Origin of the sequence: Nocardia beijingensis NBRC 16342, assembly GCF_001612785.1 — a bacterium.
GTDB lineage: Bacteria > Actinomycetota > Actinomycetes > Mycobacteriales > Mycobacteriaceae > Nocardia > Nocardia beijingensis.
The window spans coordinates 61126-77303 of the sequence record NZ_BDBC01000046.1; the positions used below are offsets into that span (position 1 = coordinate 61126).

Here is a 16178-nt window from a genome sequence, read left to right on the forward strand (position 1 = left end):
ACCACCGCAAACTATATAGTTAGCCGATGTAACCATCAAACGCTGGGCGGCGGCGCGGCCACCGGCGTGCGAGATCCAGCAAGAAACGCAACCGATCGGCGTGGTCGGCGCCGCGAGCGGAAGGGCCGATCGGACCGTAGCGCTCGAGCCATGCGGCATAGGCGGCGCGGACCGCGCTGCGGCCGTCGTCGGCTGGGTGGCGGCCCGAGGCCGGTGTGTGATTCCGCAGCACCACCAGCGCGTCCTCGATCTCGACGCTCATCCGGTACAACCGCGAGGCGGACCCCGAATCGTGCGGGTGCAGAACCACTTCCGGAACCGCCGTGGTGAGATCTCGCCACAGTGGTCGCAGCCGCCTGCACGCGCGGGCGTCGCGATCCAGGCCCGCCCGCAGCACCAGCGCTTCCAGCAGCGGGATCGATACCAGGGCGGCGAGCACGCCGAACGCCACGATCGACGCCGCAGCCCATGCCGGTCCAGGGTCGCCCGGCACAGCGCCGGCGGCGACCTGGGTGATACCGCCTACCGTCGACACCGCGCAGTAGAGGCCGACCAGCAGCAACGCCGAGTAGGTCAGGCGCTCCCGGAGGGACGACGCGACCAGTCGCAGTTCCCGGATGCAGGCGCGCGCCAGCAGCAGGCCGACGAAGCCGATGAACACACCGGCCGCCGACCACAACAGCCCCTCCCAGTCCAGCACCGAGCCGAGGCCTGCGCCGAGCGCGTCGGCCACGGTGCAGCCCGCGGTGATCAGCGCGTACACCCCCGCAGCAGCGTTGTACCGCCGTTGCCGCGCGCCGACCGCGGCTGGACTCGCGCCGTCCAGCAATTTCGCCAGACCGTAGGCGTGGGACAAGGAAGCGGCTCCGATGCCCAGCAGCACCCGCTGCCCCAGTTGCTCACTTCCCACCGCCGCGGCGATCGAGTAGCCGGCCAGCGATGCCACGTTCCAGCTCAGCGCGCGATTGATCAACCGATCGGCCGGAGCGTCGTCGACCAGCCACCACCGCCCCGCGGTGACCAGTACCGCGAAGACGGAGACCACGACCGACACGGTCGGCGGCGTGGAATTCACCGGCGAACCCCGTACTAACAGGATTCGCGCAGCCGGGCACGGCACACGAGGAACCGGTCCGGTACGCCGTCCCGGGCCTGCGCACCGCTCACGGCGCGGACGGCGGGCCATTTGCGAGCGAGGTCGAGCAGCACGCTCAATTCCGAGCCGCGATCGACCGGTCCCGGCAGGCGCACGTCGACCGCGCCCGATGGCCCGCCCTCCGCCATTTTGACCCGGTAGGCGTGCGCCATCAGCACAGCGAGGTCGCGCTCGCCCGCGACGTGCGGCGGCACGTACGCCTTCAGATGCAGCACCGCGTCCCAGAGTTCGACCGACATGCGATACAGCCGCGAAGCCGAGTCCTGGTCGCGGTCCGAGTGGCCGTGTTCGAGCACGACTTCCGGCACCGCGGCGGTCAGGTCGCGCCACAACGGCCGCAACCGGCGGCAGCGCCTGCTCGCCCGGTCCCACCCGCAGCGCGCCATGATCACGTCGACCAGCCGCACGGTCAGCAGGCCGGTGGTGACCACGAAGCTGGCGAGCACCACCAGCACCCACCAGGCGCCCGGTTCGGTCGGCGACGTGCCCGTAGCGGTCCGGAACATCCCGACGACCGAACCCGCGAACCAATACACGGCGAGCACGAACAGCGTGCCGTACAGCAACCGTTCCCAGATCGACACGTCGTCGCGAAGAATCTCGAAAACGCAGGTGCGGGCGATCAAAAGGCCACAGATCGCCGTCGCGACCGAACTAGTGGTCCATACGACGGTGGGCCAGTGCAGCCAGTCGAGATGATCGTGCACCGGCAGCTCCACCAGCAGCGATACCGCGGCGACCGCCGCGACCGCGTCGTATCGCCGCTGCTCGCCTCGGGCCCGGTCGGGCTCGCGACCGGCCAGCACCATCGCGAACCCGATGGCGCTCGCGCCCGCCAGCAGACCGCAACCCATGAACAGCCGCTGCCCGAGCGCGGTCGCGCCCAGTCCGGCGCACACGCCGTTCGCCAGGAATCCGGACAGTTCCCACGTCCAGATGCGGTTGATCAAACGGTCGATCAAGGTCTGGCGCACCAACGCCCAGCGACCGACCGTGACCACCGCGGCGAACACACCGATCGACAGCAGCAGCGACGCGGGCACGGAATTCATCGCGACAGACAGTAATTCGCCGCGCCGCCGCGGCCAAGCCGGTCAGTGCCGGGCGGCGTCGCGGTAGCCGCGCACGGCGAGCAGTCCGAAGACCGCCGTCAAGCCCACCGACCACGCGATGACCTGCGACACGGGGGTGAGCAGCGGCCCGCCGAGGATGAACCCGCGCATCGCCTCGATCGCGCAGCTCATCGGCTGCCCGCGCACGATCGGCCGCAACCACTCGGGATAGTTCTCCACCGGGACGAAGCCGGAGTTGAAGAACATCGCCAAGAGCACGACGGCGGCGAAGATCTGGACCACCTTGTCGCCGACGCGGCTCACGCCGACCACGATCACCATCGGGGTGAAACCCGCGATGACGAGCGCGGGCACCAGCAGCGCGCCGAGCACCCCGGCGAGGCCGTTGTGGAACCGCAGCCCGAGCAGCACGCCGACGATCAGCACGATCGCGGTCGCGGCGAGCGCGCGCAGGCATTCGGCGAGCAACCGGCCGATCAGTCCGGCCGAGCGGTGCACCGGCAGCACCCAGAACCGGCGCAGGAGACCGCTTTCCCGCTCCCCGTAGAGCGACAGGCCCGTGCCCATCGCGCCGTACATCGCCCCGGCCACCGCGATCATCGGCACGAAACCGTAGATCGGCTCGGCGCCGCCGCCTGCCGGGGTGAGCGCCTTCCCGAGCACCAGCTTGTACATGAGCAGCAACAGGATCGGCAGCACGAGCGTGGTGGTCACCACCTCCTGCTGCCTGCTCCAGCGCCGCAGCAGCCGCCCGGTCTCCACCAGGCTCTGGTCGAGCAGTCCGATCATCGCCGCTTCCTCTCCACCCGGATCGACACCGCGATCGCCGCGACGAGCAGACCGGCGACCCAGACCGCGGCGATCGCCGAGGTGGCCCCGAAGCGTCCTTCCGACATCTCCCGCAGCGCGCCCGCCACCTGGGACACCGGCTGGTTGCGCACGAACGGCTGGATCCAGCCGGGGAAACTCTCCGCCGGAACGAAACCCGTTGACATCATCAGCAGCAGCAGTTGCGGTGCGAACAGCACGGTCGCGCCGAGTTCCGGATTGGCGGTCTCGGTGCCGAGCGCGTCCGCGCCGAGCACCAGCGCCGCGCCGAAGGCGAGCGTCAAGGCGAGGAAGGCGATGGCGCCTGGCACGCCGTGGAAGCGGAAACCGAACACCGTGCCGATGACCAGCGCGCCCGCCAACGCCGCGCACGCGCGCACGACGTTCGCCGAGATCCGGGCCGCGGGCGGCACCCAGGGCCGCACGGGCAGCGAGCGCAGCCTGGCGCCCATGCCGCCCGCCACCTCCCGTGCGGCGCGGTCACCGGCGAACATGGCGGTGAAGAACATCGCTTGCAAAGCGATGAGCGGCAGCAGGAATTGCGCGTAGTCCAGTCCGGACGCTTCCATGGAGCGGCGCAGCGGAACGTACACGCAGACGAAGAACGTCACCGGCGCGGTGCAGGCCAAGATCAGATCGCCCTCGCGCACCGCGGCGCGAATGCCGCGCTCGCTCAGCGCACTCCATTGCAGCAGCGGCGGAACCCGCAGCAGGGCGGTGGAATTCGACGCAGTCACGCCACGACCTCGGTGGGCTTGGTCAATTCGATGAAGACCTCGTCCAGCGACGGCCTGCGCAGTGCGATGTCGATCAGCTCGATCTCGGCTTCGTTGAGTCTGCGCAGGGCCTCGCCGAGCGTGACGGCGCCGTCCGGCGCGGGCAGCGAGACCCGGTCGGCCGATTCGGCGACGGTGAGTTCGCCGAGTCCGGTGAGCGCCGCCACCACGGCGGGCACCCGGCCCGCGTCGGCGGGAACCACCTCGCAGAAGCTGGTCCCGGTGCGCGCCTTGAGTTCGTCGGCGGTGCCCTCGGCGATGACCGTGCCTTTGTCGACGACGATGATGTTGTCGCTGAGCACGTCGGCTTCTTCGAGGTACTGCGTGGTCAGCAGGATCGTGACGCCCTGGTCTTTGAGCGAGCGCACCAGCGCCCACAGGCTCTGCCTGCTCACCGGGTCCAGACCGGTGGTCGGCTCGTCGAGGAACACCACCTGCGGTGGGCGCACCAGGCCGCAGGCGATGTCGATGCGCCGCCGCATACCGCCCGAGTACTGTCCGACGCGGCGATCGGCGGCGTCCTCGAGCTCGAACTGGGCGAGCAGTTCCTCGGCTCGCGTCCGCGCCTGTTTGCGGCGCAATCCCATCAGCCTGCCGAACAGCACGAGGTTCTCGCGGCCGGTGAGCATTTCGTCGAGCGCGGCGTACTGGCCGGTGAGCATGATGGATGCGCGCACCTGCTCGGCCTCGCGAACCACGTCGAAGCCGGCGACCGTCGCCCGGCCCGCGTCCGGTTTCACCAGCGTCGACAGCACCGACACGGTGGTGGTCTTGCCCGCGCCGTTGGGACCGAGCACCCCGAGCACGCTGCCCGCCGGCGCGCTGAAGCTGATCCCGCGCAGCGCTTTCACCTCGCCGAACGATTTCTCGACGGCTTCCACGACGATCGCCGGATCGGTGCGCGTTGTCGCGCCCCTGCTCGCCTCCACACCAGCCTCCGTTTCCGATTGCCCCGCAATACTTTGGTAAAGCTAACCTAAATCAACCGGTGGCGCGAGCCCTTGGACGCGGGGCCGGTGCGGCGGTCCGCATCGGCCCCGCGTCGCCATCAGCCGAGCAGGGTGACCACTTCGTCCAGCGACGCCCCGCCGAGGATCGCCGTGACCGGGAGTTCGCGCCGTAGCTCCGCTTCGATGCGCTTGCGCAGATCCAGCGCTTGCAGCGAGTCGAGGCCGAGCGCGACCAGCGGCATCGATCCGTCGATCGACTCCGAGGTGTCCATGCCCATCACCGCTCGCAGGGCGAACCGGACCCGTTCCGCGGTATCGGCGCCGCCGGGTTCGGGCACGTCTTCCGGCTCGGGCGCGAGTGCCGATTCGGGTTGCGGTGCGGCAACTTGCGTCTCCGGAACGACCGGATGCGGCAGCTCCGGCAATGGCTCGACCTCGAGGCTCGCGAACAGCGGACCGAAGCCGAAGATGGTGAAGATGTCCGCGATCCGCTCCCAATCGGCCGCCGCGACGATGACGTTCTCCGCCGCTGTCGTGATGCCCGCGGCGGTCGCGGCCCCCGGGTCCATCGGAGCCAGACCGGTTCCGCTGATCTTCGCCAGCGCCTCGGCCTGATCCGCTCCGACCTCGCGCCACAGGCCCCACTGCACCGACGAGCACGCGACGCCGCGACCGCGATACCGCGCCGCGGCGGCATCCAGCATGCGGTTGACGGCCGAATACAGCAGGTGACCTCGTCCGCCGATGGTCGCCGACAGTGACGAGCACACCACGATCCGGCCCGCCTCGCCGCGCGGCAGATGCCGCACCAGATGGTCGAGGGCGAGGATCTTCGGCGCGGCAGCCGCGCGCACGGCCTCCCGGCCGGATTCGGCCGCCGCGGCGTAATCGACCGCGGCGTGCACGATCAGATCGATGGGCGTGTCGCGATAGTCCGCGGCCAGCGCGGCCACGGCCGCCTCGTCGCGCACATCACAGGCCCGCACGACGATCTCGGCGGGACCCAGTTCGCCGATGCGCGCGATCCGCGCGCGCACCGCGGGCGATCCGCCCGACCGGCCGAGCAAGGTGATTCGTTTCGCGCCGGCGCGCACGAACTGCTCGCAGAAGTCCAAGCCGAGTTTGCCGGTGCCGCCGGTGATCAGCACCTCGGCGAGCCGGTCGTCGCGCAGCGGGTCGGGTGCGGAGTCGTCGGCGATCAGGCGTTTGGCGTAGACGCCGTCCTCGCGCAGGGCGAGCTCGGGCTCGCCCGCGGTGTGGATCGCGCCGATCGCCTGCCGGGCCAGCGCCGCAGCCGGTTGGCCCGCGGGCAGATCGAGGTGGCGGAAGTTCACGCCCAGATGCTCGGCGGCCAGGCAACGGAATCCCGCCTGGGCGGCAGCGCCGAACAGGTCGGGCGTGTCGGCGGCGAGTACCTGTTCGCCGCCGACGGTCACCAGCCAGGCATCGCCCACCCCGGTCAGGTCGGGCAGCCAACCGCTTGCGCCGGCGAACTCGGCCAGCGCCGTGACGGCGGAATCGCTCTCCCCGTCGCTCGGGGCGGGGGCGAGCACGAGGACGGTGTCGAAAGCCACGCTGCCGCCGTCGTGGTCGACGACCGTTACGCCGTGCCGCGCCGCGGCGGTGCGCAGTTCACCGGCCAGCTCCGCGCAGCGTCCGGTGGCGTCGACGATGGCCACCGTGCGTGGCGGCACCAGGGTGCGCGCGGGCAGTCGCACCCACGTCTCCCACACCCGGGCCGGGGGCGCGGTCGGCGCTTCCGCCGGCGGTCGCACGACACTCTCGGTCCGCTCGTACGGCGCCCAGAGGGGTTTCTCGTTCATCCGGGTGTTCGGGAAGTCGAGCAGCGGGAGCCGCACGCCTTCCTCCGAATCCACGCGCAGGGCAGACCAGTCGTATCCGGCGTCGTTGACCGCGACGGTCGCGAGGTTACGGGTGAAGTCCTCCAGCCCCTCGGCGGTGCGGCGCGAGGTGCCGATCACCTGGAAGTCGCGCTGGGTGGTCGCGGTGCCCAGGTTCTCCATCAGGGCGAGTACCAGCGCCGGATGCTCGGAGATCTCGATGAACGTGTCGACGCCGCTGTCCACACCGGCGGCGATGGCCAGATCGAACCGAACGCGGTTGCGCAGGTTCCAGTACCAGTAGTCACCGACCGGTAGGTCCGGGGTGATCGCGGCGCCCAGCGTGCCGCCGATGCACTCGATGTCGGTCGCGGCGAACTGCGCGCTGTCCAGCTTGTCCACCAGCGTGCTGTCGCAGAACTCGTCGCGGAACTCGCTGACCACCGAGGTGTGCGCCGGATAGGCGACGCGGATCTCCTTGGCGAATTTGCCCTGCTCGGTCAGTTCCGCGACCACCTCGCCGACCGTCGATCGATCCCCGCCGATCACGAGCACGTGCGCCGAATTGATCACCGACAGTTCGGCGAATCCGGAGTTGCGGGCCAGCAGCGCCTCGCACTCCTCTCGATTGATGCCGAGGACGGCCATCGAGAACACCCGGCCCTTGGTGCGTTCCTGCTCGCCGAGGGTGTCGACGAGGCCGCCGCGCAGCGTGACCACGCGCACCGCGTCGGCCAGCGGCATCACCCCGGAGACCACGGCCGCCGCGAGCTCGCCCTGGCTGTGGCCGATGGTCACGGCGGGGCGAACGCCGGCCGCCTGCCACATCGCGGCGAGCCCGAGCATCTGCATCAGCAGCGCGGGCTGCACGGTGCGCAGCACGTCGTCGGAGATGGAGTCGTCGAGCAGGTATTCCAGCGGGGAGAGCTGGAACAGCTCTCGGAACACCAGATCGCATTCCTCCACCGCCGCGCGGAATTCCGGCGACTTCTCGTAGTAGAGCTTGCCCATGCCCGCCCGCTGACTACCCTGACCGGGGAACACGAATCCGATCCTGCGCGCGCTCGCCGCGGCGCTGTTGCCGATCACGGCGGGATGCGGCTGACCCGCGACCACCGCGCGCAGCGCATCGATCAGTTCCGCGCGGTCGCGCACCATGGCCAGCGCCCGATGTCGTCGCGCCGATCTGGTCCGGAACAGCATGTCCGCCACTCGATCCGGCGTGACGCCTGGCCACCGATCCAAGTAGGCGAGGATCGCGGCGGCCTCGGCGCGCAACGACTCGACGCCGTGGGAGGACAGCAGGACGGGGATGCTGCCGTCCGGAAGCCGATGACTAGACATGGATCTCCTCCTCCAGCGCGGGCATGGCGATGACGGCGTGCGCATTGGTGCCCGCGACACCGAACGACGAGACCGCGCCGTAGCGGACGCCGTCGCGCGGAGCCCAGTCCGACAGCCGGTCGGCGAGCCGGAGCGAGGCGGCGTCCCAGTCCACCTCCGTGGTCGGCTCGTCGGCGAACCTGGTCGGCGCTATCCGGCCGTGCAGGCCGCTGAGCAGCACCTTGATCAAGCCGAGCATGCCCGAGGCGGCTTGCGCGTGACCGAGATTGGACTTCACCGAACCGAGCAGCGGCCCCGCGTCCGCACTCGCGCCGTAAACGTTCTGCAACGCGACCAGCTCGATGGGATCACCCACCGCGGTTCCGGTGCCGTGGCCCTCGATCATCCCGATGTACTCGGCCGGGATGCCCGCCGCCGCGACCGTCTTGCGGATCAGCCGCTCCTGCGCGGCACTGCTCGGCACCGCGATCGGCGCGCCCTTTCCGTTGTGGTTGACCCGGGTGGCCAGCACCCGGCCGTAGATCCGGTGCCCGAGTTCGCGCGCTCGCGACTCGCGCTCCAGCACAACCGCGCCCGCGCCCTCGCCCCACAGCGTTCCCTGGGCGTGCGCGGAGTACGGCTTGCACTGACCGTCCGGCGACAGCGCGTTCGCCCTGGCGAACTCGAAGAAGCCCGCCGCCGAGCCCATCACGCAGACACCGCCGGCCAGCGCCCATTCGCACTCGTCGGCGCGGATCGCATTGGCGGCCAAGTGCAGTGCGGACAGCGACGAGGCGCACGCGGTGTCCACGCTGATCGAAGGGCCGACCAACCCCAGCACATGCGAGATCCGGCCAGCCGTCGCACCCAGCGCGGCCCCGGTGGCCCGATAGCCGGTGTATTCGTTCGGCTCGTCGCCTCGGGGGCCGTACTCGGTATACGAAACGCCCATGAAGCAACCGGCTTCGGCGCCGGCGAGCGCGTCGGGATCGACGCCGGTGTTCTCCAGCGCCCGCCAGGCCACGCGCAGCGCGACCCGGTGCTGCGGGTCCATCGCCACCGCCTCGCGCGGGCTGATCCCGAAGAACGCCGGATCGAAATGCGCCGCGCCGGTCAGGAATCCGCCCGCGTCCGCGACCCGGCCCCACCCGTCGGTGCCCGCCATGCCCAGCAGTCGTTCCACCGGCCAACCACGGTCACGCGGGAACGGTCCGATCAGGTCGCGGGCCTGCGCCAGCGCCGTCCAGTAGTCGCCCAGCGTGTCGACGCCGCCTGGCGCTTCCACGGCCATCCCGACGATGACGATCGGATCGTCGTTGTTGTTCGCCGTCATCATGCCGCCGCTCGCTCGCCGGAGAGCACGTCCGTGATCGCCGGTACGTGATCGTGTAGATAGAAGTGGCCGCCGTCGAACATCGTGACGGTCAGGTCCTGTTCGGTGTGCGCGTCCCAGGCGAACAGATCGCCGATCCCGACGAACTCGTCCGCGCTGCCGCCCATCGAGTGGATGCGGGCGCGCACCGCCACGTCCTTGGGACAGGCGTAGGCGTCGAACGCGGCGTAGTCGGCCTTCAGCGCGGGCAGCGCCATGCGCATCAGATCCCGATTGGCCAAGGCGTCGGCGCCGGTGCCGCCGAGCGCGCCGACGTGGTCGAGCAGCGCCTCGTCCTCGGTGGGATGCGGCGGCATGTCGGCGACCTGCCACGGGGCCACCGCGCCGGAGACGCCGAGCAGCCGCACCGGAACGCCCGCCGCTTCGGCGAGCCGGGTGAATTCGAAAGCCACCATGGTGCCCATGCTGTGGCCGAAGACCGTGATCGGGACATCCCGCGGCAACGGCGAACGGAGGTATTCGTCGAAAGCCTCCGCGGCGATCTCCTGAATCGTCTCCTTGACCGGTTCGCCCGCCCGGTCCTGCCGCCCCGGGTACTGGAAGACCACGACGTCGAAATGCTCGCTGAGCGCCTTGGAGAACGGCCGATAGGTCGATGCGCCTCCGCCCGCGTGCGGGCAGATCAGCAGCGGCGGGTTGCCCGCGGCGCGGGGTTTGTGGAACTTCCGGATCCATCCGGGTGAACTGGCCATCATTTCCTCACTGCCACATCCGGCGCATCACCAACATCCCCAGGTCGGCGTCGTCGACGACCTCGGTGTCGCCGATGCGGCGGTCGGGGTCGGTCGCGATCGCGCGCAGGGTGTTGCTGAACGCGGTTTCGATGATTCGGGCGTCGTTGTCGTCGAAGGAGTCCTCGGCGTAGAACAGCGCGACCTGCAGCGGTTCGCCCGGGAACAGCAGGTCGGCGGGGAAGATCATGAGCAGCAACGCGTTGTCGGTGGCGCCGCGGCCCTCGAAGCCGGTCAGCTCGAGCCCGGCGCCGCCGAGCAGCCGCACCAGGTCCGCCCGCCCGGAGGGGTAGGACTGGAACACGAACATGCTGTCGAACAGCCTGCGCGCGCCCGCCGCGCGATTCGCCGAGGTGAGGCGGTACTGCTGGAACTCCATCAGTTCCCAGCGGCGCGATTGCATCTCGGTCAGTTGCGCCCGCCAGCTGCGGTCGGCGGGCAGTCGCACCGCGACCGGGACGGTGTTGACGAAGCAGCCGATGGCGCTGTCCACCTCGTCGAGGTCGGCGGGCCTGCCGGAGACCACCTCGCCGAAGACGGCCGCGTCGCCGCCGGTGACGAGTGCGAGCACGTTCGCCCAGGCCAGCTGGCACAGCACGCTCACGGTGGTGCCGGTCGCGGCGGCCAGCTCGGCGAGGCCGTCGGCCACCTCGTCCGGCACCGGGAAACGGTGCAGCACCGGCATCGAGCCGCCCGGCACCCGGTTCGGCGCGACCAGGCACGGTTGCGCGGCGGCCAGGTAGGCGTCCCACACCGCTTCGGTCCGCTGCTCGCGTTCCTCGGTCAGCCGCAGGAATCCCGCGAAAGTGGCCGGGTTGCCCTGCGGCTCCTGCGCGGCGCGGCCCGCGTAGGCGGCGAAGATCTCGCGCGGCAGCAGCTGGCCGGACCAGCCGTCGGTGAGGATGTGGTGCGAGGTGAGCACGAGCATGTGCTCGGCGTCGGGCAGGTGGACGACGGTCGCGCGCATCAGCGGCCCGCGGGACAGCTCGAACGCGCCCGCCTGGTCGGTGTCGAGGAAAGCGGTGAGGCGTTCGGCCGCATCGGCGTACGCGGTGTAGTCGACCTCGGCGACCGGGAAGTCCATCCGCTCCGCGATGACGGCGTACGGCTGACCGGCATGCGAGACCGACACCGCCATACGCAGATTGGGGTACCGGTTCAGCACCGTGTCCAGCGCGCCGGCCAGCCGCGGCACGTCGAGTTCACCGCGCACGGTGATGGTGGTCTGCACCGTGTAGGCATCGCGGCCCGCGGTGCTCAGCGCGGTGAAATACAGCCCGGCCTGCAACGGGGCGAGCGGGTACACATCGACGTAGCGGCCGTAGAGCGCGCGCCAGCGGTCCAGGTCCAGCTGCGTCACGTCGCTGGCGAGCACATCGCTCGGCGTGAGCCCGACATCGGGGTTGTCCCGCACGGCCGCTACCAGCTCGCGCAGCGCCGCCGTCCACAGCTCGGCGAACTCTCGCACCGCGTCCTCGGCCAGCGGACCGGACGGGAAACGGAACGAGGCGTGCAGCGCCGGTGTTTCGCCGTCGAGCACCGCGACGGTGTTGACGTCCAGCAAGGCAGGGGCCTGCATCGAGTCGTCGGCGTGGCCGCCCAGATACCCGAACTCCGGTGCGGCGGCCCAGTCGTCGAGCGCGTCGGTCCGCGCGGGAACCGCGAACCGGCCCATGTAGTTGAAACTCAGCTGCGGCGCGGGGTACTGCTCCAGCGCCTGCCTGCCCACCGGGCTGAGATCACGCAGCAGGCCCCATCCGATGCCGGAATCCGGCACGGCGAGCAACTGCTCCTTGACCGCTTTGACCGCGGCCACCATGTCCGGCTCCGCCGCGCCCGCCGCCACGTCGAGCGCGACCGGGTACGCGGTGGTGAACCAGCCGACGGTGTTGGCCAGATCCACTCCGGGGAACAGCGTTTCGACGCGGCCGTGCCGCTCCATGGTCAGCGAGACCGTCGCGGCGTCGTTGTTCCTGGCCCGCCGGAATCGGTGGGTCGCGACCGCGAGCGCCGCGACCTGGATGTCCAGGAAGTCGCAGCCGAAAGCCTGTGCGGCGGTGGTCATCAGGTAGTGCGTGTCGGCGGCCGCCAGCTCGGCGGTGACTTCGCGCACCGTCGCGACGGTGTCCACCGCGCCGTCGAACGCCCGGGCGCCGAGCAGCGGATCGGGATGCGCGGCGACGGCCTGCCACGCCGGGAGCTCGGCCACGATCGCATCCGAGTGCGCCAGCCGAACCAGGTTGGTGTTCCACGTCTGTACCGAAGTGCCTTCATCGGCCGCCGCGTCACCGGCCCACAGTTGACGCAGGTCGTCGGTGATGATCCGCCACGAGACGCCGTCCACCACCAAGTGGTGGGCGACGAGCAGCAGCCGCCCGGCACGACGATCCGCGCTGCGCACCCACGCCGCGCCCACCATGCGACCGGCGGCAGGGTCCAGTTCGGCGCTCAGCTTGCGCAGTTGCTCGCGCAGTGCGGGCTCGGCGTCCTGTTCCCACGCCGCATCGGCGATCTCGACTTCCGCCACCACCGGATAGACGATCGGTTCGCCCGGAGTGGGCACGTAGTACGCGGGCGCGCCTTCCGGGCCGGTCGCGATTCGCGCCCGCAGCAGCGGATGACGGTCGATGACGCCGTTGATCACGGCCTGGAGCCGCCGCGGCGAGCTGTCCGCCGGAGTGACCAGCGCGATCGCCTGGCTGTAGGCGGAGTGGCCGGCGCGCCGCTCGACGAGCAGTGTGGCGATCGGATTGAGCGGAATCCAGCCCGTGCCGTCGCCCACCTCGGTCAGCGCCGGGGCGGCGAGCGCGTCCAGCGGCTCGGTGGCGGCGGCGATCGCCGCGATGGTGCGCGCCTCGAACAGCGCGCTGGTCGTGATCAGCAGTCCGCGCTTCTTCAGCGCCGACGCCATCCGGATCGCGGTGATGGAGTCGCCGCCGAGCGCGAGGAAATCGTCCTCGGCCGCCAGGTCGGTGTGCTCGGCGATGCCCAGCACCTGCCGCATCGCCTCGGCCACCGCCAGTTCGGCGCCCGCGCGCAGCGCCCGGCCCTGCCCGGTGCTGCCGCCCAGGTCGGGCACCGGCAGCGCCTTCCGGTCGAGCTTTCCGTTCGCGGTCAGCGGCAGCGCCGCCAGTTTCACCAGGGCGGACGGGATCATGTAGTCGGGCAACCGCTCGGCCAGCTGCGCTTTGACGGCCTCGGTGTTCGCGGCGTCGGTACCCGCGGCGAGCGCCGATCCCGGCTCGGCCACGTAGTAGGCCACCAGCACCGTGTCCGTTTCGCGTTCGATCGCGACAGCGGCGGCCGAGGCGATGCCGGGCACCTGACGCAACACCGAGCCGACCTCGCCGAGTTCGATGCGGTGGCCGCGGATCTTGACCTGATCGTCGGCCCGGCCGAGGTATTCCAGGCTGCCGCTGGGATGCCAGCGCACGATGTCGCCGGTGCGGTACATCCGCGCGCCGCGCTCGTCGGCGAACGGGCAGGCGACGAAAGCGGCCGCGCTCAGGCCGGGCCTGCGGTGATAACCCTGCGCCAGCTGGATTCCGCCGAGGTAGAGCTCGCCGGTAACGCCGGGCGGCACCTGGCGCAGGTGCTCGTCGAGCACGTAGACGTTCGAATTCCATTCCGGCAGGCCGATCAACGCCGACCGGAACTCCTCCGGACGCGCCAGCGCGCCGGCGAAGTTCTCGTGGGTGAGGTCCATCGCGGCCTCGGTCGGGCCGTACAGACTCAGCACCGTGCCACCGAAGACCCGGCTCGTCTCCTCGACCAGCGGCGGCGGCACCGCCTCGCCGCCGAGGTAGACGAAACGCATCGAGCGAAGCCGGTCCGGATCCGGTCCGGCGTCGAGGAACGCGCGCACCACGCTCGGCACCAGCGACACCTGAGTGATCCCGTGCCGGTGGATGATCGCGGCCAGCGCCTCGACGTCGGCCTGCCACCAGTCCGGCGGCGGCAGCACTGTGGCCGAGCCGGTGCACAGCGCGTTCACCAGCTCGAACACCGAGACGTCGAAGCCGATCGGCGCCTTCTGCAGGATGCGCTCGGCCCCGAAACCGAGATAGTCGCGCATCCACTGCACGTGGTTGGCGACCGCGCGGTGATTGATCACCACGCCTTTCGGCCTGCCGGTGGTGCCCGAGGTGTAGAGCAGGTACGCGGCGTCCAGCGGGTGGATCGGGCGGGCGAGTTCGGCGGCGCGGATCGGGGCGTCGTCGTGGGTCGCGAGCGCGGCGAGGGTCTGCGGCGCGTCCAGGTCGATCACCGCGATGCCTTCGACGGACAGGGTCGCCGACGCGGCCAGCACCAGCAGGGCGGGCTCGGCGTCACCGAGCATGTACTCGATGCGATCGGCCGGATAGCTGGGGTCCACCGGGACATAGACGGCTCCGGCCCGCAGCACGGCGGCGAACACTACCGGCAGTCGCTCGCCGCGTTCGGCGTAGACGCCGACCCGGTCGCCGTTGCGGACGCCGTGCGCGAGCAGCAGCCTGGCGAATCGGTTGACCCGCGCGTCGAATTCGGCGTAGTTCAGTTCGATGTCGCCGAACACCACGGCGGTGCGGTCCGGATAGGTCGCGGCCGAATGCCGGATCATCGCGTCCACGGTGTCCCGCTCGATCGGCACGACATCGCCGCGCGACCAGGTCCGCACGGCGAGTTCGTCCGACGGGGTGAGCACCAGCAGCCGGTCGACCGGCACATCGATCGCGGCGGCGGCCAGCGTCCGGTCGATGTAGTCGTGCAGCCGCGCGATGGTGGCGGCGTCGAAGAGATCGGTGCGGTAGGTGATCTGCACGTCCACCCGGTCGGCGTGCATGAACGCCTCCACCGCGACGGGCAGCAGCGACGCGCCGTGATCGGCCAGCTGCCAGCTGGTGACCGCGCCGGGCAGCTGCGGGCCGTCGATCTTCTGGTGCAGGAACAGCACCATGGTGTCGAACAGCCGCGATCCGACGTTGCCCGTCGCCTTGTTCACCGCGCGGACGAGCGCTTCCTGCGGGAAGTGCTTGTGCAGGAACGCTTCGGTGGTCACCTCGCGCACATGCTCGATCAGGTCGCCGAACGTGGCCGGGCGGTCGCCGCCGCGCGCCCCGGTGAACCGCAGCGGCAGCATGTTGCTGAAGTTGCCGATCAGCGGCTCCATGCCGGGCTCTTCCCGGTTGGCGACCGTGGTGCCGACGACGATCTCGGTCTGCCCGGTCATCTGGCGCAGCGCGACGTAGTACGCGGCCAGGAACACCGCGAACGGCGTCGCCCCGGAACGGGCGCTCAACGCGCGGAGATTCGCGTCCGCGGTGGCGCCGAGCAGCCGGTCCAGCCGTGCGCCGCGCTCGGTGACGGTGACCGGCCTTCGGTTGTACGGCAGCTGGAGTTCCGGCACTTCCCCGTCGAAGCGCCCGGCCCAGAACGCTTCGTCGGCGGCGTGGTCCCGCTCGGCGAAACGATCCTGCTCCCATTCGGCGAAATCGGCGACCTGCAGGCGCGGCGGCTCCACCCGGATCGGACCGGCGAGCGCCTCCCGGTAGAACCGCTCCACGTCGCGCGACAACGCGGGCAGCGTCATGCCGTCCCAGGCGATGTGCTGGATCACCAGCACCACCGTCAGGGTGCGCGCGTCGGTGCGCGCGAACGTCAGCCGCATGGAGGACTCGCGGGACAGATCGAACGTCTCGTGCGCGGCCGCGGTGACCAGCGCGTCCAGTTCCGTGCGCGCCTGCGGGGCGGGCAATGCGGTGAGATCGACCTCACGCACCCGCGGCGGCAGGTCGTCGTGAATGAGCTGGTAGGGCTCACCCTGCTCGTCGTTGTGGTAGGTGGTGCGCAGCACCTCGTGGCGGCGCGCCAGCGCGAGGAACGCGCGGCGCAACGCGTCGTCGACCACCTCGCCCTCGAAAGTGAGCGCGAGACAGAGGTTGTAGGCGGTGCTGTCCGGGTTGATCTGCAGATGCGCCCACACATAGCGCTGCCCGAACGACAACGGCGCGCGGGCCGGGTCACGGCGCATCGGCACCGAGGGCGCCGCGGCAAGCCCCTCTTCCGCGAGCCGGGCCCGCATCGCTTCCTGTAGCTCTTCCAGCGATCGCATCTGCGTCAAACCAATC

9 protein-coding genes are annotated in these 16178 nt (G+C 70.6%); all 9 read right to left on the minus strand.

Annotated elements, in window-relative coordinates; translation table 11 throughout:
- Window positions 1-19 precede the first annotated feature (19 nt).
- A complete protein-coding gene (locus NB3_RS24410; protein ID WP_067807973.1) occupies window positions 20-1075 on the minus strand; it encodes a DUF6545 domain-containing protein in 1056 nt (351 codons plus the stop codon).
- 14 nt (window positions 1076-1089) lie between these two features.
- Window positions 1090-2208, minus strand: coding sequence for a DUF6545 domain-containing protein (locus tag NB3_RS24415; protein WP_067807976.1), 1119 nt, complete (start codon window positions 2206-2208; stop codon window positions 1090-1092).
- Between the two features lie 42 nt (window positions 2209-2250).
- Window positions 2251-3018: an ABC transporter permease gene (locus tag NB3_RS24420; RefSeq protein WP_084823629.1), complete on the minus strand. Its 768-nt coding sequence runs from the start codon at window positions 3016-3018 to the stop codon at window positions 2251-2253.
- Entirely contained in the window at window positions 3015-3794 is a 780-nt protein-coding gene (locus tag NB3_RS24425) for an ABC transporter permease (RefSeq protein ID WP_067807978.1), read from the minus strand. The genes NB3_RS24420 and NB3_RS24425 overlap by 4 nt, the downstream gene beginning before the upstream one ends.
- Entirely contained in the window at window positions 3791-4762 is a 972-nt protein-coding gene (locus NB3_RS24430; protein WP_067807981.1) for a daunorubicin/doxorubicin resistance ABC transporter ATP-binding protein DrrA, read from the minus strand. The genes NB3_RS24425 and NB3_RS24430 overlap by 4 nt, the downstream gene beginning before the upstream one ends.
- Window positions 4763-4881: 119 nt before the next feature.
- A complete protein-coding gene (gene nbtC / locus NB3_RS24435) occupies window positions 4882-7968 on the minus strand; it encodes a nocobactin polyketide synthase NbtC (protein WP_067807985.1) in 3087 nt (1028 codons plus the stop codon).
- Window positions 7961-9280 (minus strand): beta-ketoacyl [acyl carrier protein] synthase domain-containing protein, encoded by a 1320-nt coding sequence (locus tag NB3_RS24440; RefSeq protein ID WP_067807988.1) that lies wholly within the window; start codon window positions 9278-9280, stop codon window positions 7961-7963. The genes nbtC and NB3_RS24440 overlap by 8 nt, the downstream gene beginning before the upstream one ends.
- The gene (locus NB3_RS24445; protein ID WP_067808006.1) at window positions 9280-10032 is read right to left on the minus strand and encodes a thioesterase II family protein; all 753 of its coding nucleotides are present in this window, start codon (window positions 10030-10032) and stop codon (window positions 9280-9282) included. The genes NB3_RS24440 and NB3_RS24445 overlap by 1 nt, the downstream gene beginning before the upstream one ends.
- 7 nt (window positions 10033-10039) lie before the next feature.
- On the minus strand, window positions 10040-16162 hold the full coding sequence (locus tag NB3_RS24450; RefSeq protein ID WP_067807991.1) for a non-ribosomal peptide synthetase: 6123 nt from the start codon (window positions 16160-16162) through the stop codon (window positions 10040-10042).
- Window positions 16163-16178 lie beyond the last annotated feature (16 nt).